This window comes from Butyricimonas sp. Marseille-P2440, from assembly GCF_900091675.1.
GTDB lineage: Bacteria > Bacteroidota > Bacteroidia > Bacteroidales > Marinifilaceae > Butyricimonas > Butyricimonas synergistica.
Genome location: NZ_LT594610.1, coordinates 1,684,957 through 1,711,004 on the forward strand (window position 1 = coordinate 1,684,957; position 26,048 = coordinate 1,711,004).

The 26,048-nt window shown below is 45.8% G+C and carries 19 protein-coding genes; 8 read left to right on the forward strand and 11 right to left on the reverse strand.

Annotation, left to right across the window (positions count from 1 at the left end):
* Positions 1–81 precede the first annotated feature (81 nt).
* A complete protein-coding gene (locus BN8899_RS18155) occupies positions 82–690 on the reverse strand; it encodes a response regulator transcription factor (RefSeq protein WP_018336091.1) in 609 nt (202 codons plus the stop codon).
* Positions 677–1,381, reverse strand: coding sequence for a hemerythrin domain-containing protein (locus BN8899_RS18160; RefSeq protein ID WP_040371375.1), 705 nt, complete (start codon positions 1,379–1,381; stop codon positions 677–679). Before BN8899_RS18160 ends, BN8899_RS18155 begins: the two co-directional genes overlap by 14 nt.
* Positions 1,382–1,669: 288 nt before the next feature.
* Here BN8899_RS18160 and BN8899_RS18165 point away from each other — a divergent pair, with 288 nt between their 5' ends.
* The 6 genes from BN8899_RS18165 (at position 1,670) to BN8899_RS18190 (ending at position 10,865) form a co-directional block, all read left to right on the forward strand.
* Positions 1,670–2,197: an RNA polymerase sigma factor gene (locus BN8899_RS18165; RefSeq protein ID WP_065220435.1), complete on the forward strand. Its 528-nt coding sequence runs from the start codon at positions 1,670–1,672 to the stop codon at positions 2,195–2,197.
* 71 nt (positions 2,198–2,268) lie between these two features.
* Positions 2,269–3,315, forward strand: a complete 1,047-nt coding sequence (locus BN8899_RS18170; RefSeq protein WP_018336088.1) for a FecR family protein — start codon at positions 2,269–2,271, stop codon at positions 3,313–3,315.
* Between the two features lie 372 nt (positions 3,316–3,687).
* Entirely contained in the window at positions 3,688–7,041 is a 3,354-nt protein-coding gene (locus BN8899_RS18175; RefSeq protein ID WP_065220436.1) for a SusC/RagA family TonB-linked outer membrane protein, read from the forward strand.
* A gap of 12 nt (positions 7,042–7,053) precedes the next feature.
* Positions 7,054–8,523, forward strand: coding sequence for a RagB/SusD family nutrient uptake outer membrane protein (locus BN8899_RS18180; RefSeq protein WP_065220437.1), 1,470 nt, complete (start codon positions 7,054–7,056; stop codon positions 8,521–8,523).
* Between the two features lie 19 nt (positions 8,524–8,542).
* Complete coding sequence (locus BN8899_RS18185) at positions 8,543–9,241, forward strand: DUF4843 domain-containing protein (protein ID WP_065220438.1); 699 nt, start codon at positions 8,543–8,545, stop codon at positions 9,239–9,241.
* A gap of 25 nt (positions 9,242–9,266) precedes the next feature.
* A complete protein-coding gene (locus BN8899_RS18190; RefSeq protein WP_065220439.1) occupies positions 9,267–10,865 on the forward strand; it encodes a PKD-like family lipoprotein in 1,599 nt (532 codons plus the stop codon).
* A 354-nt stretch (positions 10,866–11,219) separates the two neighbouring features.
* Here BN8899_RS18190 and BN8899_RS18195 read toward each other — a convergent pair whose 3' ends face one another.
* The 6 genes from BN8899_RS18195 to BN8899_RS18220 all read right to left on the reverse strand — a co-directional run bounded on the left by BN8899_RS18195 (position 11,220) and on the right by BN8899_RS18220 (position 18,855).
* Positions 11,220–13,295 carry a cation:proton antiporter gene (locus tag BN8899_RS18195; RefSeq protein ID WP_187376949.1) on the reverse strand — a complete coding sequence of 692 codons (2,076 nt, stop codon included), beginning with the start codon at positions 13,293–13,295 and terminating at the stop codon, positions 11,220–11,222.
* Between the two features lies 1 nt (position 13,296).
* On the reverse strand, positions 13,297–15,204 hold the full coding sequence (locus BN8899_RS18200) for a dipeptidyl-peptidase 3 family protein (protein ID WP_065220440.1): 1,908 nt from the start codon (positions 15,202–15,204) through the stop codon (positions 13,297–13,299).
* 2 nt (positions 15,205–15,206) lie between these two features.
* On the reverse strand, positions 15,207–15,998 hold the full coding sequence (locus BN8899_RS18205; RefSeq protein ID WP_018336081.1) for a hypothetical protein: 792 nt from the start codon (positions 15,996–15,998) through the stop codon (positions 15,207–15,209).
* 60 nt (positions 15,999–16,058) lie between these two features.
* On the reverse strand, positions 16,059–16,733 hold the full coding sequence (locus BN8899_RS18210) for a TrmH family RNA methyltransferase (RefSeq protein WP_065220441.1): 675 nt from the start codon (positions 16,731–16,733) through the stop codon (positions 16,059–16,061).
* A 160-nt stretch (positions 16,734–16,893) separates the two neighbouring features.
* The gene (locus tag BN8899_RS18215; protein WP_018336079.1) at positions 16,894–17,163 is read right to left on the reverse strand and encodes an HU family DNA-binding protein; all 270 of its coding nucleotides are present in this window, start codon (positions 17,161–17,163) and stop codon (positions 16,894–16,896) included.
* 147 nt (positions 17,164–17,310) lie between these two features.
* Positions 17,311–18,855 carry an NAD(P)/FAD-dependent oxidoreductase gene (locus BN8899_RS18220; RefSeq protein ID WP_065220442.1) on the reverse strand — a complete coding sequence of 515 codons (1,545 nt, stop codon included), beginning with the start codon at positions 18,853–18,855 and terminating at the stop codon, positions 17,311–17,313.
* Positions 18,856–19,101: 246 nt separating this feature from the next.
* On the opposite strand from BN8899_RS18220, the gene BN8899_RS18225 reads away from it, so the two are divergent.
* Positions 19,102–19,857 (forward strand): SDR family NAD(P)-dependent oxidoreductase, encoded by a 756-nt coding sequence (locus tag BN8899_RS18225; RefSeq protein ID WP_018336076.1) that lies wholly within the window; start codon positions 19,102–19,104, stop codon positions 19,855–19,857.
* A gap of 363 nt (positions 19,858–20,220) precedes the next feature.
* Complete coding sequence (locus BN8899_RS18230) at positions 20,221–21,126, forward strand: alpha/beta fold hydrolase (protein ID WP_148375527.1); 906 nt, start codon at positions 20,221–20,223, stop codon at positions 21,124–21,126.
* 1 nt (position 21,127) lies between these two features.
* Here BN8899_RS18230 and pbpC read toward each other — a convergent pair whose 3' ends face one another.
* From pbpC to BN8899_RS18245, 3 genes are read right to left on the reverse strand one after another with little or no spacing between them, the layout of a single operon-like run.
* On the reverse strand, positions 21,128–23,506 hold the full coding sequence (gene pbpC / locus BN8899_RS18235; protein WP_231932420.1) for a penicillin-binding protein 1C: 2,379 nt from the start codon (positions 23,504–23,506) through the stop codon (positions 21,128–21,130).
* 10 nt (positions 23,507–23,516) lie between these two features.
* A complete protein-coding gene (fmt, locus tag BN8899_RS18240) occupies positions 23,517–24,473 on the reverse strand; it encodes a methionyl-tRNA formyltransferase (protein WP_065220444.1) in 957 nt (318 codons plus the stop codon).
* On the reverse strand, positions 24,466–25,929 hold the full coding sequence (locus BN8899_RS18245; protein WP_018336072.1) for an LptF/LptG family permease: 1,464 nt from the start codon (positions 25,927–25,929) through the stop codon (positions 24,466–24,468). Before BN8899_RS18245 ends, fmt begins: the two co-directional genes overlap by 8 nt.
* Positions 25,930–26,048: the final 119 nt, after the last annotated feature.

Here is a 26,048-nt window from a genome sequence, read left to right on the forward strand (position 1 = left end):
ATCATATTATTAACATTACAAAGATCTCGATTTTAGCCTTATCCCGCAATCCCTAATATTAGGGATATTTTGGATAAAAAGTCACTCCACCTCATTAATATCGATGAGATTGTTCAAAATAGCGTACACGGTGAGTCCCGATACCGACTTAATTCCGGTTTTACGGATGATGTTTTTGCGGTGGGTAATGACCGTGTGTACCGATATATGATGCTGGTCGGCGATCTCTTTATTGATCTTGCCTTTTGCCAGGGATACCAATATTTCCTTTTCCCGTTCGGAAAGTTCGTTTTTATCGGCACCATCGGCGGGAGCGTTGAGGGCATCAATGGATTGCAACAATTTCTGCGCTATCTTGTCAGCATCATCCGAGATATCGATCACCGTGTGGTATTGTTTCAATGCTTCCGGTTCTATATACTGGTAGACCAAAGCTACCAAAGCCGCACTCTTCATTCCCTCGAATAATTCTTCCAGGTGTTGCCGCCTTTTCGGCTCCACGGTCGAGGGATTAATTATAATAATATCCGGGGCGAGATGATTAATCTTCTCCACGCAATGATAGCAATCGGCAAGCGAGGCAACGACCTCGAAATCATGCCTGCCCTCTATCAATTTCCGCAAACCGGTCGATATAATCATTGACGGCTCAATAATAACAATTCGGTACGATTTATTATTGCTTGCCATATTGTTGTTCTAATTTCTTGACTAACGGGATTAAAATCTTATCCTCTATCAAAGAATGTTTGCTTAAATCTTCTTCCAGCGAGAATATTCCGAACAGCACCCGGATTCGCATTTCAGACAACGCATCTCCTTGCAGGTACTTCATGATAATATTCTTCAGGTCGTTTAGTTTATCATCAATATTGCTGTGATTTTCCTTGAATTCCTCAATCTCATAGTTGCCAGAACGATCGCCGTGCATGATGCCGGAAATATACGGAAAAACAGTGTCTTCCTCGTAAGCAAAATGCTTGATAACCTCGTTCTTGTACTCGTTGAAGAAAAGGTGAAGGATTTTCTTGTGATGCTCCTCGCAATTCCCCGAAATCTCTTTCAGCTGCTCCTCGATCACGAACATACGGCTATTGAGGTAATAATCATGGGAATTCTTCAAGTAAGCGATCAACTGGTCGACATCCGTACCGATACGCTCGATTTCCTTGTCCATGGGTAAATACGCCTCATTGCTATACACGTTACAAATCATCAGGAACAAGGGACAGGACACATGATTCGCCTCGCAAACCTCCCGCACGGTCTTATCCCCGAACCCCAGGTTCAACCCGAAACGGTGCAAAAGCAGCAAAAGGGAATAATCGGCATGAATAACATCTGCCAATTTCATATCGGCAGAGAATAGATGTGAATTCATAGTATTATTTTTACCACAAATATTGGAAATATTCAACTCACTACCAAGTTTATTCATTAGTTTATAGAATTATTTATGATATTTCACGACATCAAAAATAAGAAAATATTTAAAGACACAACATCCTCAAAATCGGGTAAAAGCAACGGGATGCATCCCTATAAATGGGGATTAATTCACGGGGAATCCAAATAATCCGTACACTTTTCCCTATCATATTAAACGAAATTTATTGTTCATTAAAGAAGAAATTATAATTTTGTCCGGTACATAATCACACGAAAACAAATGGAGAAGGAACAAATCATACTACTGGAAGAACTTTTCACCCGCTATTTCAGCCACTTGGTTCTCTATTCCGGTAAGCTAGTCGGCTCGCGGGAACCGGCAGAAGATATTGTTCAAGACGTGTTTTTGCACCTGTTCGAAACGAAACGTTTAAAATACGCCACTTCTTCCTTCTTGTTTACCTGCGTGAAAAATGCATCCTTGAATTATATCAATCTCTCGAAAAAGAGAACCATTCCCCTATCCTCCACCCAAGAGGCTATCCCGGAAAAAGATATCCAGGAGGAAATCGCCCATATGCAACAATTGGAACGGCTGGATGTCGCTATCGAGTCGTTACCTGCCAAATGCAAAGAGATTTTCAAGCAGGTATATTTGCAGGGGCAACGTTATGAAGATGTCGCCTCGCAATTTGGGATATCGTACCACACCGTGAAAGCGCATATGACAACCGCTTTCCAACATCTACGAAAACATCTTTTAGTACTACTTTTCCTTCTTCGAAATGTTAAATTCGCGAGAAAGTGAAAAATAGTTGTAAAAACGACTAGGTAGATTCTGCATTATTTTTGTTATTATATAAACGATATGACAAAACCATGCCAAATGAACCAAAAAATATAGACGAAAAGATCATCCGGGATTGGGTAGAGATGAAGAAATTACAGCACCCGAAATACTGGACGAAGATGAAGGACAAGCTTGAAATTGTCATTCGTCGGAAACGTAGAATCCAGAGGATAAGCTATGCCGCTATATTCATGTTGCCTATCGTGGCGGGCGGACTTTACCTGTTACTAGATACTTCTTCGCTTTCGCCAACGGAACAAACACTGGCAAAGGTATTACCGGGAGATAAAAAAGCGATTTTATACACTTCGGACGGCAGTTCGCTGGTACTTTCCGGGGATACGCTCTCGCTGACGGAAGTAAACGGAACCCGCATTTTATCGCAAAAGAACGAGGGGATCGTCTATACCCCGCGCTCGGCGGATGACAAGATCGAGATCTACAATACACTGGTGATCCCTCCAAAGGGAGAATACAACATCACGCTCTCCGACGGGACGCAGGTATGGTTAAACTCGTCGTCCTCGTTGAAATATCCCGTGTTCTTCTCGGATACCCTCCGGAAGGTACAACTAGAAGGTGAGGCATACTTTGTCGTAAGCGAGAATAAAGAGAAGCCGTTTATCGTCGAAACAAAAGACTACTCGATCAGAGTGTTGGGGACAGCCTTCAACGTGATGGACTACAACGATGACAATTATTCCCACACGACGTTGGCAAGGGGGAAGATCGAGATTCTGCACGAGAATACCCGCCGAATACTGAACCCGGGAGAACAAGCCCTCTTGAAAGACGGGAAGATGTTGATAAAAAAGGTAGACCCGCATTATTATACCACATGGATGAACGAACGTTTCTATTTCGACAGCGAAAGCCTGGAAAACATCATGAAAAAGTTGTCCAGATGGTATGACGTGCAAGTGACATTCAGGGACGAAGAGGCAAAACAATATCATTTCGAGGGTAGCGTTCCTAAATATAGCAGTATCAAAGAAATATGCAATATCATAGAATTAACAACACACGTGAGGTTTGAATTGGAAAAGAATAATATAATCGTAAAAATAAAGGAATAACGGATGTCATGTCATTTCTGTATCCTGATATCAATCTGGAATGGCACGATAGAAAAATGAACAGTTAAAATACTTAATATCGCATCGAATGGCTGCGATAAAGGGGAGAATTATACACTTAAGTCTAACCATCTAAAAAAGAAATTTTATGTCATTAATCCAACGTTTATTCCTTGTCTAAGCGCATCCTTTCAAAATGCCCTACAAACAACAAACGTATTTCTCATTTTCAAGTGATTAGCATTTTATTACAATACCAATAAAAGAGATTACTTCTTACCTTTTTTACGATTAATAAACGTTCGTTTATTGATCGTGACCTTTTATGGTAATTAACACTTGAAACAAGTAACATAAACCACAAACAAACTTATGAAACAAAATACGAATAATCTATTAAAAAGGTATCTGTTACTCACATTTACCCTATGCCTTACCTCCCTATCCTTCGCTGGGTACGGTCAAAAACAGGACAAAATAATCAGTGTCGATTTCAAAAATGAAACACTAACAAATGTCCTCAAAGAACTCAAGACGAAATCGGGTTACGAGTTCCTATATAATTTGGAAATTGTTAATAAATCCCCGCATGTCACCGTGAAAGCCGAGAATAAACCTTTCACACAGGTTTTGGCACTCTGTCTGGAAAATACAGGCTTCACGTACCAGATTGTCGACGACACGGTAGTGATAAAATTGAAGGAGGAAAAAAACACGCCCCCGCAGAATAAGGAGATCAGTGGAGTCGTGCTTGACGAAAACAATGCCCCCCTCCCCGGAACGACAATCATGATAAAAGGGACACAAGTAGGAACCGCCACAGATAAAGACGGCAAGTTCAAACTAACCCTCCCGAACACCCAGGACATCACGCTCGTTATCAGCTTCCTTGGTTTTGAAACACGAGAAGTGGAAATCACCGGTCAGAAAGAAATCAAGGTGATTCTCCAGGAGAAAAAAGAAAGCCTGGAAGATGTTGTGGTGACCGGTTACGCGAACGTGAAAAAATCCAGTTTCACGGGAACGGCTATCCGGGTGGAGAAAAAAGATTTATTGAAAGTGGCTTCCCGGAATGTCATTTCGGCACTGCAAGTCTTCGACCCTTCCCTGCGTATCATGAAAAACAACGAGATGGGATCAGACCCGAACACGGTACCCGAGTTTTACATCCGCGGACGTTCCGGCATGGGAGTCATGGAACTGGATAAAAATTCAGTGTCCAAAACAGCGTTACAGAATAACCCGAACGCCCCGTTGTTTATCATGGACGGGTACGAGGTAAAAATAGATAAAGTGTATGACTTCGACCCGAACCGGATTGCGAACATCACGATTCTGAAAGACGCCGCCGCAACGGCATTGTACGGTTCACGTGCCGCCAACGGGGTGATCGTGATCGAAACCGTAGCCCCGCAACCCGGCAAACTCCGGGTATCCTACGATTTCATGGGCGAGTTGACCGTGCCGGATATTTCGGACTACAACCTGATGAATGCGAGTGAAAAGTTGGAAGCGGAACGGTTAGCCGGATTCTACGAATCCGATTCTCCCGTGGAATTCCAAAGCCTACAAAGGGAATATGTCGAGAAAATGAATAATATCATGGCAGGCGTGAACACCGACTGGATTTCCCTTCCCCTGAGAAACCCCTTTAATCACAAGCACAGCTTGTTTATTGAGGGAGGCGCCAATGACTTCCGTTTCGGGATCACGATGCGTTACGACGAGCAGAACGGGGTAATGAAAGAATCCGGAAGAACACGGGTCGGTTCTTCTTTCATGCTGGATTACCGGGTGAAGAACTTACAATTGCGCAACGAGGTAAGTTACGACGTCACCAAGGGAACAAATTCTCCTTACGGGGATTTCAGCGAATACACCCGCCGACTGCCTTACGTGTCTTACAAAGATATCGACGGGAATTACGTGAACGACTTAAAGTGGCACATCAATGAAACCCGATTGAATCCCTATTACGAGGCTAAACTGATGAAGAATTTCAGCAATAACAATTACAGCTCGTTGACAGATAACTTGGGTGTAAACTGGTATATACAAGACGGACTTCAAATGAAAGCCCAATTCTCAATCACAAAAACAAATGAATGGGCTTCCACGTTCGTGGATCCGGAATCCGCAACCTTTAAAAGGACAGACGAAGATCTAAGCGTACAAAGGGGGACGTTGGACAAGAGTAAATCCGAAACAATAAGCTGGAATTTCAAGGCATTCGCCAATTACGTGAAAACATTGGGAAACCACAACATCAACTTCTCCGCCGGTATAGAATTGAACGAGAACAAATATAGTTATGAAAGTACCACGTTCCGGGGATTCCCGTCCGGAGAATTGAGTTCGCCCATGTACGCCGAGAAATCGGATGCCCCCACCTTCTCGGATAACCATACCCGCCTGTCCAGCGTGTACGCGGCATTAAACTATTCATTCCAGGATATTTACCTACTGGATGCCTCCTTCCGTATGGACGGTTCTTCCGAATTCGGGACAGACAATAAAACGGCTTCATTCTACGCTGTCGGCGCAGGAATCAATTTTCACAAATACGGGTTCTTGCAGGGAGTAGAGAAAATCAGCCAATTGCGATTAACCAGTACTTACGGGCAAACGGGTAAAGTAAACTTCCCCGCCTATGCCGCCAAACACACGTACAAAATTTCCGACAAATATTACGGCACGGGAAACGGGCTAACCTTGTTCTACATGGGTAACGACAAATTGACCTGGGAGAAGACCAATGAATTGAACATCCGCTTCGTACTGGGATTATGCAATGATAATATCACGGTGGAAGCAGACTGGTACAACAAGCTGACCAAAGACTTAATCACGGACGTGACGATCCCGGTATCCACGGGTTTCGAGTCCTACAAGGATAACTTGGGAGAGGTACGGAACCGGGGGTATGAAATCATCGTGCGTGCCAACGTGTACAGGACGCAGAATTGGGATGTCATCCTGTACGGTAACTTGGCACACAACAAGAACCGGATCATGAAAATCTCCGAATCGTTGAAAGCCTACAACACCCGTGTCGACGAAGAATTCGGGAAGTTTGAAGATAACAAGAAAGACCTGACTTACGCCAAACCGCTCATGAAATACGAGGAAGGCGGTTCGCTCACCTCCATATGGGGTATGAAATCACTAGGTATTAACCCGAGTGACGGGCAAGAAATATACGTGAACCGGGACGGACGAATCTCGTATGATTGGGTTTCCTCTCAACAACAAATTCTCGGGGACACGGAACCGGACGCACAAGGCAGCTTTGGGGTGAACTTACGGTACAAAAATTTCTCGTTGTTCGCTTCTTTCATGTATGAATTTGGCGCACAGGCATATAACTCTACCCTCGTGGAAAAAGTGGAATGCGTGGATTTACGTTACCAGAATGCAGACAAACGCGTGCTGACCCAACGCTGGGAATCCGCCGGACAACGTACCCCGTTGAAAGACATCAAGGACAGAAGCGAAACGACCCGCCCGACATCCAGGTTTGTGCAAGACTATAATTCACTGGATTTCACATCCCTAAGTTTAAGCTACGACTTCGAGCGGGAATTAATCAAACGCATTGGTTTGAGTATGCTCCGCCTGCAACTGCAAATGGGCGACCTGACGCATATCTCGAACGTGAAACAAGAAAGAGGTCTATCCTACCCTTTCAGCCGCACATTTAATTTCTCTTTAAATGCAACTTTCTAAATCCATGATATTATGAATAAAATAAGATACCATATCATTTTAGCCATCCTGTCCTTGTTTACCTTGAGCGGTTGCGGTAACTGGTTAGACGTTTCCCCCGAAAACCAGGTAACGGACGAGAAGTTATTTGATGATTATTCCGGCTTCCGCAATGCCTTGAACGGAATATACCGGGAACTATCGGAACAGAAACTTTACGGGCGGGAACTCTCCTGGGGACTCGTGAGCGTACTGGCACAAGATTACGACGCGAGCAGACTGAACAAAGCCTATCCGGAAGTAGCCACGTACAACTACGACCTGGCGGACACCAAGAACATGATAGACCAAGTGTGGATTCAGATGTACAATGCCATAGCAAATTGTAACAAATTGATCGACGAAATACAGAAAAAGGATGGCTCATTCTTCCCGTTGGGCGAGATAGAAAAAGACCTGATCGAGGGGGAAGCCCATGCCTTACGGGCGTTTATTCATTTCGACTTGTTGCGCCTGTTCGCCCCATCCCCCAAGGTGAATGCCGACGGAACATATTTGCCCTATTTCACGAGTTACCCGTCAAAGTACGAACCCAAGCAGAAAACGTCTGATTTCCTGCAACTCGTGATAGACGACCTGTTAAAAGCAAAGAATATGGTTGCTCATTTTGATTCGACCTACGCGGCAGAAAACGGTTTGTATTCCACCACCTGGCGATATTCCCCGCAAAGTACAAAACTGGGACGATTCTTTAATTCCCGTGGAATCCGGTTGAATTATATGGCAATTCACGGGATGCTCGCCCGGGTATACATGTACGCCGGAGATGAAACCAATGCCGAGAGAGAAGCACGTTTCGTGTTGGAACATTTTGTGGCATCGGAGGGTGGCGAAGACGCCTTACGTTTTGCCACAGCAAGTGAACTGACATCCGGCAAGGGATTGAATACCAAGTATAAATCGGAAATCATGTTTGCCCTGTATGACGATAAATTACCGGATCTATACGAGGAATTCAAGACCGAGAATAATACACGTTTTGCCTTGAAAGCCTGGACGGACTTCTTCACCGAGGATGGGGACGATTTGAGAAAGAACCTGGGAGAGTATAATTACGAAACGGGACTATACAATCTTTTGAAATGGCAAGCTTTCACGACAGAAGTTCCCGATGTTACGCCAAACTTCAATTTGCTACCGGTATTACGGTTATCCGAAATGTACTACATTATCAGCGAATGCCGTTACAACGCTACCGACATGACCAACGCCCAATCATACCTGCAAAAAGTACGGGATGCTTACCAGGCAGACAACCGGGTGGTCGACATGAATCGCTACCAAAGGGAATTGATTCTGGAAATGAAAAAAGAGTACTTGACGGAAGGACAACTATTCTTCCTCTACAAACGATTGAACATAGCCATCGAGAATGGCGGGGAAACCGTAAACGTGGGAAACAAGTTTACACTTCCCATCCCGGAAAAAGAAGACATATTCTAAAACACCAAGGAGGATAAATATGAAAAAGATATTATTATTCAGCTTATTAGTAGGATTAGGAAGTGCTTGCAGCAGAGAAAATATACCTTTGTATGACTCTCCGCATCACGTACAATTCGTAAACGAATACACGGACTCCACGGAGATTTCGTTCTTCTTTTACGGTTCGGCACAAGAAATAAAAATAGGATTACCCGTGAAACTCATCGGGATGCCTTTGACCGAGGCAAAAGAAGTTGCCTTAAAAGCAAACACACAATACACGACGGCAGCACCCTCTCAATTTGCCCTACCGGAGAAAGCATTGTTTAAAGCCGGACAAACCCTAGACACGCTTTACATCACGCTGAAACGGGAAGGATTGAACGAAAAAGTACGGTTAGTTGTCGACATTGAGAACGGAACAGAGATACTTAGCGGACAGAGCATATATTCCCGGCAGATCATCTGGTTTAGCACGGAAATATCCCGTCCGGCATGGTGGGATAAGGACGTGGAAGATGTCTTCTTGGGAAGATATTCCATACCGAAATTTCAAAAATTAATCGATGTCACGGGAGTCGGCGATTGGGATGGCAAAACATATGACGAACGCCGGGCTCTCGCGCTAAAGTTTAAACGGGAATTATTACGCCTGCGTTATGCCGGCACCCCTTACCCGGATGAAGAACTGGGGTTGGACGATATGTCTTTGGATGTTCCCGTGCTAGGTTATTAATTGTTGAATAAAAAGAAAAAATAGTATGAAAAAATTAATGATATTATTTATAGCCTGGTTCATTTGGGGATTAGGCGCGTGCGTGGACGATGACGGAAATTACAATTATTTGCCGCAAGATTTGGTCACAATAGAACTACCGAGTTCCTCAGGTTCGGGAGCCTCTTGTATCGAGGGAACAGAATTTGTCTTGGAACCGAAAATCACATGGCAAAACCCGGAAGACGAACCGTATTTCACCTACACGTGGGTCGTGGACAAAGACACCATCTCGCACGATAAAGTGTTGAAATACGTGTTCCCGGAAATCAAAGACTTCTACGTGACCCTGTACTTGACGGACGAAAGAACAAACATCTCCTACACGCATGCTCATTCATTTATCCTTCGCGTGGAAACCCGTTACAAAACCGGCTTCATGGTTCTTTACAAGGACGGCAACACTTCCCGCCTTGGGTTCATAAAAGTACCCGGAAGCGGGGAAGAACCGGACGGATTTGAATACTGGAACGAGAAGGAATTATACAAACAATTCCACGAAGGAGAAGATATGGGGTGCGAACCCGTGAAATTAATACAACACTTTTCTTCCGGTTACACAGCCAACGACCAAGTTTTGGTTATCCAACGCGGCGGGCAAGGTCCGTTAGAACTGGACGGGGTAACACTAAAGAAAGTCATCCTGACAAGACATGAATTTGTAAACGAAGAAATCCCCGCGGTATTCGAGCCGATAGACGTGTGCTACAACGAGAGAATAAACCTGATATTAAATAGCGACGGTAACCTGTACAACCGGATGATTACAGTTTCAGATGCATTCCAATCCAACGCATACAGTAACGTCCCCATGAGTATTGACGTGTCTAATGGCGTTAGCGGCGGAAAGATCACCTTGTTTGCTCAGCCGGCTGGTTCCGCGATGACAAACACGATATTGGCATATGACGCTACCCCGGAACACAAACGCTTTGTTTTGGTTTCCATGGCTGGAAGGAATCGGGCGGGAATGGCTATCGTATCTTCAAGCACGGGAGAATGGCCGGACAATTACGTGCCGTTAGACAACCTGGGAGAATATGATCTAGTATACGCCTGTCCCTACAAGGACGACCTGATGACAAGCTGGGGGGATGCCTACTTCTATTTCATTCTAAAGGATGCGAGCGGTAAATATTGGATACAATCATGCAATATGCCTCCCTCATCCATAGGAAAATTAGACATAAATCCCACGAGTGACATATTAAAAGAATTCCCTAAAGGGGACCAAATCACCGCTAAAACAAAATTCTTATGCCACCGTTCCGGCGACTACCTATTCTTCTCGGGTGGCGTGAATAACGATATCCTATATTGTTATCAAGTGAACACGAATAAGACAACTGTATTCTTTAATGCAGGAACCTCCATCACGGCATTGAGTTTCAATGAAGGCTACACGATGTTCGGTTATACTGGAATCGCTATCGGTACGGCAGGCGGCAAAGTCCATTTTGTTGATGCTTCCAGAAGTTCCATCATGACGGAAGGTAATCCAACCATCTACAAGGAATTTGAAGGATATGGCGAAGTCGTCGATATCATTTACAAACACACGTCAGCCATGATGCAATACAATTAATTCGCCTAAACATAAACATTGATGAAGGGGGGTATCCGAAAAGTCGGATACCCCCTTCTTTATATTACATCTCCTGATTTCATTCTGCGCCCAAAAAAACATTAGCCGACAGTCCAAATTTTTAGTACACTGAACATACAGAGAACCCACTATAAACCCAAAGAAGATTCACCCAAATCATACCTATCCTCCGTTGTATCTCCGTTTCTGCCGTAGACATTCTATAATCTTTTATATAGAAACATAGGAGCGCAAACGCCCCCGACACGACAGTGAAAGACGATTACCTCGATTCTTCCCCGGTTCCTCTCCGGTTCTTCAGTATAAACACTCTCCTTTCAAGACTGTTTCAGATCAAACCAAATATCGATTATCCGTTTCTCCCGCCTGCATCGGGAATATCAACACGAAGCCGTTCACCTGAAAATACTTGTTCAGATAATTCGGGATGCGATTCATACTAGCGTGGTACGAGATCCGTTCTCTCCGGCTCATCACCACCCACAACATATCATCGTCCTTTATTTCCCGGAAGATAATCAGGAAATCGTCCCAATCCTCAAAGGTTGTGAACTCGGCTTCTATCGGACGCTTTTTATAAATATCCTTCAAGTATCCTAAAGTGGTTTCCGTCCCGTAGAACACGACCTTGCCGCCCGTGTTCTGAATAACATTCCAGATTTTATTCACCCACATGGAGAAACCGACTTCTTTCTCCGCTTGCTCGGGAACGACCACCAAATGACGCTTCACGGTAGCAATGGGTTGCATCGGGCGATACACCAACGTCGTCACGTTGCTCTGTCCCAGAATACCCTCGGTCATATTCCCCAGAAACGAAGAAGTAGCCCGCTTTCCCTGGTGCAATCCCAACACAAGATCCGTGATGTTTTGTTCCTTTATGACGCTGATGATCGCATTCACCACGTTCAGATCGTAACGCAACAAATCGTTCAGCTTGTTATCTGTCGCGGAAGCCGTCGTTACCGCCATATTCAGCACCTTCCTCGCCTGTTTGGAAGCCTTTTCGTCCGACACCTTATTGTCGATCACGTTCAAGGCAAACAGACCGTCTTTATTTCTCTTCGACTTGATCGCCGTACTCAGGTTCACCAGTTCCGTCACGTTCCTTTCATAAGACACGGGGATCAATATACGCTCCTTGTGCTCGTCGATATCTTCCTTATCGCCGGACGAGTCCGCCATGGCAATATTATGTGCCCCCTTTTGCGCGGAGAAAGAAGCCATCGTGCAAGTAACCAATATCATCAGTATGGTACCGTTCAACACGCTCTCGTTCAACAGGCGGATAGGCTCGCCATCGGGAGTTTCTCCCAAAATCACGTTGTATCCCACCATCACCGCCGCCAATGTCGCCGCTGCCTGGGCGTTACTCAACCCGAAAATGACTCGCCGCTGATCGATCGTCAGGCGAAAAGTTTTCTGCGTCAACCACGCCGCGGCATACTTCGCCGCGGTGGCAACCACGATCATCACCGCACCCACCTTGATCGTTTCTATATTCGTGAAGAAAGCCCGGTAGTCTATCAACATTCCTACCCCCAACAAGAAAAAGGGTATAAAAATAGCGTTCCCCACAAACTCCACCCGATTCATCAAGGGAGAGGTCGACGGAATCAAGCGATTGAGCGCCATCCCGGCAAGGAAAGCCCCGATGATAGATTCCAGCCCGGCTAACTCAGCCAAATATGCCCCCAGGAACACCATGACCAGTACAAAGATATATTGCGAGATATTGTCGTCACACCGCTTGAAAAACCAACGCCCAACCAAAGGAAACACGATCATCACGAAAGCAAAGAATATAACAACCGCTGCCGCCAGACGATACCAGAACCAATCGTCCATTTTCCCGACAGCCATCTCCACGATAACCGTCAATACCAACAATGACAACGTATCCGTAATCATGGTTCCCCCTACGGTAATCCCGACAGATTTATCCTTCGTGATTCCCAGTTTGCTGACGATCGGGTAAGCGATCAGCGTGTGGGAAGCAAACATACTTGCCAATAAAACGGATGTCAACATGGAGAAATCCAACACGTATAGTCCGACAGCCGTTCCCAATGCCATGGGTATCAGAAACGTGTACATCCCGAAAGTTAGACTCTTCCATTTATTCTTTTTAAAATCCCCCAAATCAATTTCCAAACCCGCCAAGAACATGATATACAATAACCCGGCTGTCCCGGAAAGGATGATGCTACTATCCCGCAGCACCAAATTGAACCCGTTAGGACCGATCACCGCACCCGCGATAATCAATCCCAACAAATGGGGAATTCTCAACTTGTTCAGCAACAACGGGGCTGCCAGAATAATAACCAGTATCAACAGAAATTTCAATACCGGATCAGTCAATGGCAATATAATATTAGCAAGTATTATTGGCAACATAAATATCATTTTACAAGTACATCTCCCCGTATTTCAACATCTGCGCCAAGAAATCCGTCGGGTACTCGACCACCACATCCGCAATCTTCCCCTCTTTCTCGACCAATTTATATTCGGGATTCACGAATCCGGCATACGGGGCAACATTCAATTTACGGTAACGCTCCAAAACTTCCTCGTGCAAGACGGGATCGATCCGGACACCATAACCCTCAATCAAATCACGGGCACCCGCGAAATCCCCTTCCGACTTCACCCGCTGGATTTCAGCCAACAGTTTCCCGAACAGCTGCCGCAATGCCGCGTAATCCCGTATCGTGAAATAAGTCTTTCCCTCCCGCACGACACGCTCGATCACGTTCGCCGCCTTTCCCCGTTCGTACACCCAGGAGGCTATCAGTTGACGGTTGCGCATATGCGACTCTTCCAGATTACTCCCTAATTTCACCCGGGTAAGTTGCACCATCAACCCATTGCGTATATAATTGCAGTATTCACTTTTTGCCACCTCCAAAGAAGGAATAACACCCAGTTCCACGAGTTTCGGGTCCATGATATAATAAAGAGCGAACAAGTCTGCCCTTGTTTCTTCTATCGTGGAATAATAATTCTTCAGAGCCTCCTGTCCCACGCCGGGAAGCATCTTGCCGGAACCGTGACCGAGGCACTCGTGCAAATCCGTGTGTACATTGCCGCCCAGATAACCGTATTCCCGCACGAGTTCCTTCTCTTCTTCCGAGAACGCGAACTCGTCCAGCACGCCGGAAGTCAAAGAAGTTTGATTGTAGGCATACGTGATATTATCCAGCGTGACGGATTTACTCCCGTAACGTTCCCGTATCCACTCGGCATTCGGGAGATTGATACCAATAGGCGTAGCCGGATGACAATCCCCGCCCAACATTGCCGCCTGTACCACGCGGGCAGTGATCCCGACAACCTCTTTCTTTTTAAAGCGTTCGTCTATCGGGGCATTTTGCTCGAACCATAAGGCATTGTCCGCCAATTTGCGCGTGCGCTTGCAAGCCTCTTCATCCATGATCTGTACCACGGACTCCCAACTTGCCTTATACGCCAGCGGATCACCATACACTTCAATAAAACCGTTTATAAAATCAATCGGAGCGGCACTCTCCTTTACCCATTCTATCGAATAGCGATCGAAAAGAGAAAGGTCACCCGTCCGATAATATTGGATCAACAAATCGATAATCGTTTTCTGATGCTCATTGCAAGCATATTCGCCTGCCTTCTCCAGATTCTTGACAATACGGGCAAGTTCCTCGCTATACTTTCCCCCGATATGCCATACATCCTCCCGCAAATTCCCCTGTTCGTCACGCACAAGCGTGGAATTCAGTCCCCACGAAATCAATTCATCCTGTTTCTTTTTCTCCCCGTAGAAAGCCTCGACTTCCTTTTGCGTCACTCCCTCGTAATAATTATTCGCAGAAGCCTGCACGAGATCTTTCCCCTCGTCCAACACCACCCGCTTTGCCATATACTCCGGATCGAAAAGCACCCGTTCCAACTCCCCATAAGCCGTTTCTTCCCCGGCAGCCCGGAGAAGCGATTTAAAATACTCGGGAGTAAAACCGGGAGTAAATTTCTCCATCGAATAATGATGATGTATCCCGTTCGCAAAAAATACCTTCTTGGCATAAACCAAAAAAGCCTCAAATTCTTCGGTTTCCCGGTCGCCTTTATAATCCCGCAAGATTTTCTCCATCACCTTCCGCAAACGCAGATTATATTTGTTATTTTGCTCCCAAAGGATATCCCTACCAGCCAAAGCCGCCCGGCTCAAGTAATAAACAAACATTTTCTCCCGCAACGTCAGACCGTCAAACGCGGGAACATCATAACGCAATATCTTTATATCGTCGAATTGCTCCAAAAAATACACTTTCTCGTTCATCTCTATTCTGTTTTTAATTCTTCATGCCCGGCTACTTTAAACGAATCGTTTATCCGCCGGACAACACCCCGGGCAATATCGTCACCTTTCTTATTACTTGAAACGAGCTGATAAAGTTTCAAGCCGTCGACATACATCGTGATCCGAAACTCGTATTCCGTACCCCCCTTCACGTATGTCCCCTGCATGACGATCCCTGTCATATCGCCCATCTGCACGTATGCCTTGTCATTTTTCAGATCGAATACACCCCGCTGCCCCTTCACGTTATTCAACACTCCTTCTGCAGCCCCGTCCAAGTCAGCCTGCCCCACCTCCGGGACGTACTCCGCAAACATCAACATGATCTCTGCCCCGTAACCGTTATAAGCAAAACCATCCATTTCCTTCATCAAAGCCTTCACCTCCTCCGGCAACCTGCCTCGTATCGCATTCCCAACAGATTTCATTGCCTTGGGGGTTGCCAAAGAAACACCACCGGCATACGTCCCCATGTACCATTGTTGTTCCAGCACCGGCATATCCGTGTCCCCCACCTGAGCCTTATACGCTTTCGAGAATTCACTGATCAGAAGGACAATAAACAAAACCATCAACAAAGCCCCGATGCCCGCGGCAATGACTCCTTTTTTATTTTTCTTCCCTTCCGGTTTCGACAGGTCACCTTTCTTCACCTGTTCCTCTGTCAAACATACCTCTTTCTGAAAATCCTCGAATGTTTTCTCCGGATGGCGTGTTTTCCAATCCTTAAAATTATCTTCCAGTTTCCGGTTACATAAACCGCAAACCATCATGTATTCCGATTTTACCTCGTTGAGATGATTACAATGCTTACATTTCAAATAATACATAACCTACTGATTCTGATTAAACCGTTCCAATATCTGTTTCGACGCCTTGATTGACTTCTTATACCACGCAAACAACACGTTGTCCCGTTCCTCCCGCGACAGATGCCAATCAATATCCGTCTGCCGCAATCTCTGCACGACACTATACATCAGCAAAGCCGCACACACGCTCACGTTGTAGCTTTCCGTGAACCCGTACATGGGTACTTTCACGAATTCATCCGCCCTCGCCAGCACCTCATCCGACAGCCCGGTCAATTCCGTCCCCATGAAGAAAGCCATTTTCCCCGCGTGAAGATTCAACCGGTCAATATAGGTATCCCGCTCGTGAGGGGTGGTTGCGATGATCCGATACCCTTGGGCTCGCAACGCTTCAATTGTTTCTATCGTGTTATTTTCCTTATGTTTGTGCCGATGTATCGTCAACCATTCGGATGCCCCCATGGAAATCTCCGAATTATCATGAAAATGATTCTCTCCTTCAATAATATGCACGTTCTGAATCCCGAAACAATCGCAAGAACGCAGTACTGCGCTACAATTGTGTTCTTGATACAAATCTTCCAACACCATGGTAACATAACTTATCCGCTCGTTTACCAATCTCTCGAATAAATCGTTCTTGTAGTCCGTCACGAACTCGCTCAAATACTCAACTTGCTCTCTAATTGAATGCATATAAACAGCTTATAGAATTTCAAGATTCATAAATTTTATAAGGTAAAAATATGAAATTTAATGAACAATACGAACTTTATCCTCCTTATGAAGATCATAAATTTTACAAATAAAAAAAGGGTGTCGTAAAAAACACCCTCCTTTTATCTTCAAATGGTAATTATAGTTGGCCTTCCAATTCAGCACCAGCTCTAAATTTCACCACTTTCTTTGCCGCAATCTGGATTGTCTTTCCAGTTTGTGGATTTCTTCCGCTTCTAGCGCTTCTCTCGGATACAGAGAAAGAACCGAAACCTACTAACGCTACTTTGTCTCCACCCTTTAAAGATTCACCAACAGTAGCAACAAAAGCCTCTAGTGCCTTTTTAGAATCTGCTTTAGTCAAACCAGCCTTTTCAGCAATTGCATCAATTAATTGAGCCTTATTCATAATCGATAGTTTTAGGATTAGAACTAATAAAATTTTCTATATGTCGACAAATGTAGGTATTTTCTTGATTAAAGCAAATTTTTTACGAAAAAAACAAAGCAAATTTATCCGCCCCTAGCTACGAAGTCGCAACATAGTCCCTTTTCATTAACAAATCACCTCTGCACACCCTTCTCCGTCCATTGCGGCGGACACAATCCCCCCCGCATACCCGGCTCCTTCGCCACACGGGTACAACCCAGCGACTTCCGGATGAACCATACTTTCCGCCTCCCGGGGAATCCTCAATGGTGAAGAAGTCCTGCTCTCCACACCTAGCAAAACCGCCTCTTCCGTGATGAAACCTCTCGCCTTCTTCCCGAATTGTTCCAATCCCGTGCAGAGGCGCCGAGACACTACTTCCGGTAACCATTCACCGAATAAAGTAGCCCGCGCTCCCGGTTTATAAGATGTCCGGGGCAAATTCTCGCTCAAATGCCCCCGTAAGAAATGAGTTAAACGCTGTGCCGGAGCATACAAATTCTTTCCTCCTTCTTCCCATGCCATGCGCTCCAAATCCTCTTGAAACTCCATTCCGGCAAATAAACCGTTATAATTCATCCTGACCAACTCCGCCTCACCGATGGAAGTAACCATAGCGGAATTAGCCCATGCCGTGTTCCGCCCCGAAGCCGACATCCCATTCACAACCTGTTGTTCCGGTCCCGTGCACGCCGGAACGACCACCCCTCCCGGACACATACAGAAAGAATATACCCCCCGACCGTCAATATTAGTCACGAAACTATATTCCGCGGCAGGCAGGAAATCCCCCCTTCCTCGCGGGTTATGATACTGTATGCGATCTATCAACTCCTGCGGATGTTCCAAACGCAACCCCACGGCAAACTCTTTCGATTGCATCAACACGGAACGGGCGTGCAGCATACGGTACACATCACGGGCTGAATGTCCCGTGGCTAGAACCACGTTATTCGCCCGGATCTCTTGATCCCCGACAATCACCCCTCTCACCCTATTCTCCTCTATGATAATATCCGTTACCCGGCTGTTAAACCGGACTTCCCCGCCATACTGCTCTATGGTCTTACGAATATTTACAATCACCCGCGACAACTTGTCCGTACCGATGTGTGGATGCGCATCTATCAATATATTCTCCGAAGCCCCGTGATGTACCAAAATTTCCAAAATACGATTCACATTACCCCGTTTCTTGGAACGCGTGAACAACTTCCCGTCCGAGAATGTACCGGCTCCCCCCTCACCAAAACCGTAATTGGAATCCGTATCGGCGATCCCGGTTTTGTACAAACGGTTTAAATCCAGCTTCCGATCCTCCACACGCTTTCCCCTCTCCAACACGATCGGTTTCTTTCCCCGTTCAATCAACCGCAATGCAGCGAACAACCCTGCCGGACCGGCTCCCACGATAACCACGGGTTCCGCTTGCGATACATCCTTATACTGTGGCACAAATTCCCTCTCCCTCTGTTCAACCCGGTCGGTGTAGACCCCCACCTTCAACTGAATCACCACCCTGCGCTGGCGGGCATCTATCGATTTACGCAAAATCTCCGTGTGCACAATGCGCTCTTTCTCCACGTGCAATCTCCTTGCCAACAAATCATTGACAATATCCTTATCATGTGCCTCCTCCGGCGTTATTCTCAATTCTATCTCTTGATACATAATTTCAAATGGCTTTGCCATGTTACAAGTTACAAGGTTACACGTTACAAGTTCAAATTAGCAAGAAACAAACTTGCAACCTGTAACCTGCCAAACTGTAACTTTTAAATTTCAACTTGAAATTAAAAAACTAAAACCCAAAAGTAAGAAAAATTCCAAGACCGGACTCATTTTTATATTTCCAAATTTTCAAATGATTCAATTAACCCCTACCTTCGCACAACAGATTTTTAAATAAATATACATATGAGCAAGATAGCATTAATCACAGGAGCTACTTCCGGTATCGGAAAAGCAACAGCCCACAAATTGGCTGAAATCGGATATGACATCATCATCACCGGACGCCGGGGTGACCGTTTAACGGCTTTTGAAAAAGAATTGAAAACAAAAGGCATAAATGTACTGGCTCTCCAATTCGATGTTCGTAACCAACAAGAAGTACACAACGCTATTTCCAACATTCCGGACGCATGGAAAAATATTGATGTTCTCGTGAATAATGCCGGTCTTGCCGTGGGAACCTCCCCGATACAGGATGGGGTACTGGATGATTGGGAACGCATGATCGATACAAACGTGAAAGGCTTACTTTACATCACGCACGAAGTAGCCCCCTTGATGATAAAGAACAACAGAGGACACATCGTGAACATCGCTTCCGTGGCAGGCAAGGAAGTCTATCCCGGCGGTAACGTGTACTGCGCCACCAAACACGCCGTTGATGCACTTTCCAAGGCAATGCGGATCGATATGTTGAAACATAACATCAAAGTAACCAACATTGCCCCCGGTATGGTAGAAACCGAATTCTCCGTGGTTCGTTATAAAGGTGACCAACAAGCCGCCGACAATGTTTACAAGGGCATTACCCCGCTTACCGGAGAAGACATCGCCGACACCATCGTCTTTGCCGTTACCCGCCCCGCTCACATCTGCTTGAACGACATCCAAATCATGCCGACAGCACAAGCGAGCTCCAGGGATGTAAACAGACAATAAAAGTTTCGTGATTTAATGCTTCGGGAAGCATTAAATCACGAAATCACCGAGTCATTCACTTTAAACTCTAAACTCCCTTCTGGAGAAGTTAGAGGGGGTGGATATAAATCTGCCTCCTAGATATTTTTTTACAATTATATCACCATGAAAAAATCGTTCTTACTAATTCCCATATTTTGTATTTCATCCTTCATTTGCTCGGCACAAATAATAAAGATCAAATTATCGGACGGAGATACACTAACCGGTAAACTATTCCTACCCACGCAGGATGAAATAAAAGAACTTATTATATTGATTCCCGGCACAGGTCCGAACACCTATATGAATCATAGGAAATTCGGGAACTATGATTTCAATTACGTGGACTTATTCGCAGAACAATTCAATAAAAGAGGTATTGCATTGTTTACCTATAACCGGAGAGGGGTCGATCTTGGAGAAGATGCTCCTTATTTCGATAAAATTGACAGGGAGAAATACAAAAAATACCTGCCCGTCACCGAGGCTATTGATATCGAAACCGTTATCAAGAAACTCAAGAAAAACAAACAATTAAAAAAAGCCCCCATCATCCTGTATGGAATCAGTGAAGGTACAATGATTGCCAGTATTGTTGCCGACCGTCAAAAAGTAAACATTAACGGATTATTCCTGCAAGGTTATGCGCATGATAATTTAAGCGATATTATAAAATGGCAATTTTCAGGAGCTAGTTCTATCATAAATCTCAAAAGCTTCTTCGACAAGAATAACGATAATATTTTTACCCGGGAAGAATACACGGATACAAGTAAAATTGCGACATACGGGAGACAACAAATTTTACGGAACGCAAGATTCGATGATCTTGATCTCGATAAAGACGGAGTTATCTCACAGAAAGACTTTGGTTTATTGAACCATACAACTTATGAAAAACTCCTTAGCGCCATAACAAATAATGATGACGAATACATATGGAATAATTATTTCAGAGTAACCTCCGCTTGGCTGAAAGAACACTTTGCACTAGAAACCAATAAAACCAGATTACCGCGTCTAAACATCCCTATTTACATCTTTCACGGAGACTCGGATGCCAATACTCCTGTCGAAAAAGTATATGAAATCAAAAATGAATTTGAACGCCTTCATAAAGAAAATCTCCATGTATTCATATTTAAAGGACATAACCACGATCTAAATTATATGAATTACATTTATTACAAACAAATTCCTGAAGGACTACAAAAGATATTCGATACAGCAGAAGCATTAAAGAAATAATCTATTTCCAATCCTCGCTTCCATCCACCACCACAAACCCCTGTCGCAGCGTATTTCCTTTGGCATCCACGAGGTGCAACACGTGTCGTCCCGGAGACACATTGACCTCCAATTGATGGTGATAACGGGTCGTTCCCAAAAATTGATCGTCAATATGCCAGTACACCAGCATCGAAGGCTCCCGGTGAGCCATCTCGAAGATCACGCCCCTCACGACACCTCCCAAATCTTTGGGTATAAACACCCTTAGCCCCCGTTGCGGGTAGATCATCTCCATCACGTCATCCTGTCCCCGCTGGCAATCCGCACGATAGGGCGGCAATTTCTTGTAATCCGCGTGTGTACGGGCATAATACCACTCCTGCACGGGCGACAACACGAACCAAGGCTCTATTTTCATCCGGTTGACAGACTCGCATTCCGAATCGACACGGAACTTTCCCGCCAAATCCAGATTCACCAACCGATGATAAGGACAGACAGCCGTCTTCTCCCCGGCACGGGCAATCCACACGGTATCCCTCTCCGGGCATATATCGGAAGCCCGATAACCGCTCTTGCGGCATACCGCCGTTTCAACCAATTCCTCACGGGGCATAAAAAAATGTTCGTCCGTTCGCAATAAAGAAGCCACTTCAAACAAGATAGGAGCGGCAGCCCTCACCCCGATCAAACCGGGTCGTCCTTCACCGTCCGCATTGCCAACCCACACTCCTACCACATATTCCGGGTTCACCCCGACAGCCCAAGCATCCCGGAACCCGAAACTCGTTCCCGTCTTCCACGACAAATTCATGGATGATGCAAAATTCTTCCACCCGGACTCCAGATCCGGTCGTTCCACATCCCGCAAGGCTTTAAAAGTCAACCATACCGCCGAAGCTGTCACCACATTCTGTCGTATCTCCGTACTATCCGCCCGCTCATCGCCCCACACTCGCAAACGCCGGAACTCATGGTCGAAACTAGCTCCGTCGCATTCCGAGTAATGCCTCAATATAGAAGCCATTCCCCCGTACATATTACACACGTCCCACAGCTTGCATTCCGCCCCTCCCAGGATAAGACTCAACCCGTAATTTTCCGCCCTCCGGTTCAGCGTGGTAATCCCCATCTTCTTCAAATCGTCGTAAAAATGCTCCACCCCGTATTCCCGCAGCAAACGAACAAACGGGATATTCAAAGACATGGACAGAGCTTTAGCGGCAGGCACCACTCCTTGAAACTCCTTGTTAAAATTAGAAGGCGTGTACCCGCCGAAACGAGAAGGCACATCCGACACGATACACCCCGGCAAGATATACCCCGATTGCTGCATCAATGCGTACAAAGCCGGCTTCAAAATACTACCGGAACTACGGTTGGAAGTTATAATATCTACTTGATTTCCTCCATTCTCCCGTACTTTAGGGCTATTCCCCACGTAAGCCCTCACCTCCCCAGTCGGGATATGCGCCACCAGCACTGCGGCATTATAGATATGATTATGTTTCAGCACGTCGATATGCCTCGCCACAATCTCGTTCACCCTCTCTTGTAACCGGGCATCAATAAAGGTCGGATTAATTTGTCCCCTCCGCTGCTTGTAGGCTTTCGCCAATAGATGCGGTGCGATACATTCCGGGCTGTATATCCGTTCGGGCAATGGTTCTGCCGTGGCAACCGCCAGATCATCTTCTCCAAAATACCCTGTTTCACTAAGTTCCCGCAACAGCTTGTCCCTTTTCGCCTTCAATTCCGGCATATTCTTTCCCGGGTACATCAAAGCCGGAGCGTTCGGCAATACCGCAAGGAGAGCCGCTTCCGCCCAACTCAACTCGTCTGGCTGACGGTTAAAATACTTGAGTGCCGCCGCCTGTATACCCACGATATTTCCCCCGAAAGGAGCGTGATCCACGTACATATTCAGAATCTCCCACTTGTTGAAACTCTGTTCCAACCGCAACGCCAGGAACATTTCCAGTATTTTCTCCGGGATCGTCCGGGGCGGATTCTCCCGTGACAACCGCACCACCTGCATAGTCAGCGTGCTTCCCCCGCTTACCACCGAACCACTTCGCACGTTCAGAAACAAGGCTCTGGCTATAGCCCAAGGATCGACGCCCTCGTGCGCCCAAAAGCGCTTATCCTCGAAACAAAGCAAAGCCGCCACGTACTTCGCTGACAAATGCCCCCGACCGGACACCCGAAACTGCCCGTCCTCGGCAACCGTCATTCCCATAATCTCATCATCCCGGTCAAGAATTACCGTGGAATAAGGTACACGAAACAAGGGGTCGGGTAAGAAAAACCACCAACCGACAAGCAAGGCAAGTAACATACTCCCCCCGATCCATCTTCTCAGCATCGGTCTTCGTATCTTATCTCGCCCGATATGCATACGCGAAATATTATAAGGAATATTCTTCGATATGGAATCCTCGCAGGAACTCTTCTACCCTCATCCGTTTCTTTCCGGACAATTGCAATTCTTTAATCCGGATCACACCGCCTTTCACGTGAACATCCAATACCTTCTTCCCGTCGGAAACCAGCCTCACCTTCCCGTCACTTTCTCCCGGCATTCGCTCGACAGCGAACAGCTTCATGGAAACACACTCTCCCGTTCCCTTATGTCTCAATTCCGTCCAAGCCGCCGGGAAAGGCGCCAAGCCCCGAATATGATTGTACACCGTATCCAAATCCCGGAGCCAGTCGACCTTCATGTCCTCCTTGAAAATCTTCGGGGCGTGCTTCGGTTCACGTCCTGCCAGCAAACCGACCTGCTCCTGCAAGGGATAATCCCCCGCTGCCATCGCCTCCACCGTCTTCACCAACAAATCAGCCCCGGCACACATCAATTGATCGTGCAACTCTCCGGCTGTCATCGTGTCGCTAATATCCACCCGTTGTTGGAATATCAGATTTCCCGTGTCTATCTCGTGTTTCAAAAGAAAAGTCGTCACCCCGCTGTATTGCTCCCCGTTCATCACCGCCCAATTAATTGGCGCTGCACCCCGGTAATCGGGCAATAAAGAAGCGTGCAAATTGACCGTACCTAACGGTGGCATATTCCACACCACCTCCGGCAACATCTTGAACGCCACCACCAACTGCAAGTCCGCCTCCAACGCCTTCAACTCCGCCAGAAACTGTTCGTCACGAAAACGCTCCGGTTGCAACACTGGCAATCCCCGTTCCACGGCAAACTTCTTCACCGCCGATTCCTGCAACTTCTGTCCCCGTCCCGCGGGTTTATCCGGGTTCGTCACTACCGCCACGATATTTTGCCCGGCTTCCAATAACTTTTGCAAAGGATACACCGCAAAATCCGGCGTTCCCATATACACGATTCTCAACTTACGCATCCTTCTTTTTCTTTTTAAAGAACCCGATAATTTTCTTGATAAAATTCATGTAAGACTCGCTGCTCATCACGGCAGAATCCGTCATTGCCGTGTAAGTCAATATCGCCCCCAACGGCAAAAGCACCACAGATGAAATCCACATTCCCTGCCACGGCTCCAATGCTCCCTCGCGGGCAGCCCGTTCTCCCATCATCCATATAATGTAATACATGATAAACAAGAATATCGACACCACCACGGGTGCTCCCAATCCTCCTTTCCGGATAATCCCCCCAAGAGGCGCTCCGATAAAGAAAAAGATAAAACAAGCAAATGAAAGCGTGAACTTCCGGTGCCACTCTATATTATACCTGCGGATACCAGCTTCGTCCCGGTTATACACTTGCACGTTATACCGCAAATTCTCTTGTGCCCCTTTTGCCAGTTTCACGGCTTCATCCACGGCTTTTTTCTGTTCCTCTATATCAAAATGCTGGTACAAACTATCCAAATCCTTCACCTGTTCACCCGTTTCCTCCCGGAACACGCTATCCCTCTGTGGACTCCGATTCTTCTTCACCATATAATTATCATTCCGCATCCTGTCAAGAGTACCTTGTTTCTGAATATTCAATCGTTTCTGTAAAGAATCGACAGCCGTCTCCAACTGCACAATATTCAGCATCCCGTAACTATCCTTGAACAAATCATCATCGGAACGTTGCAGTTCGTTCCCCGCCAGCGGGATCACAAAGAACTGCTTATCAAACTTCACCCTCCGGAAAGGATACGTTTCCTTGTTTCCCGACTTTCCCCCCTCATCCGTGTAAGTATACCCGTTATACAACTGCACTTCCATAAAATTGCCGGATGCGTTGGCTTTCATGATGCCGGAATCCGCGATAGTCGTTTCAAAATTACCCCTACGCCCGTTTTTCGGATGGCTATATATCAACATATTATACATCATCCCATCCTTCTTGTCTATCTTGTCCACTTTGATACTATACCCCTCTATGTCATTAATAAACATCCCCTCTTTCAACGACAATTCCGGTTTTTGCTTTTTAATATCATAAAGTAAAGTACTCGCTTTCAAGTTCGCATAAGGAAGCACGTTATTAGAAAAGAAAAAAGCACCGATCGTGAACACGATAATTAAAACGATGAGCGGCTGCATAATACGGTAAAGGGAAATACCTGCCGCCTTCAACGCTGTCAACTCGTAATTTTCCCCCAAACTCCCGAAAGTCATGATTGAAGCCAAAAGCACCGCCAAAGGCAACCCCATCGGTACCAAAGTCAACGACACGTATGACAATAACTGAATAATCACGTCCGCATCCAATCCCTTTCCCACGAGATCATCTATATATCGCCACAGGAATTGCATAATCAGGACGAACATACTAATAAAAAACGTCGCCACGAAAGGACCGACAAAGCTTTTCAGCATGTACAGGTGTAGCTTCTTCATCTTTAGCACCTTATATTGGTTTTCTTATTTTTCTATCTAACTCTTCACGAATGAATTTACAAAGATAAAAAAATTCTACCGAAAATAGTCCATAAAGTCCGTAAAGTCTATAAAGTCTG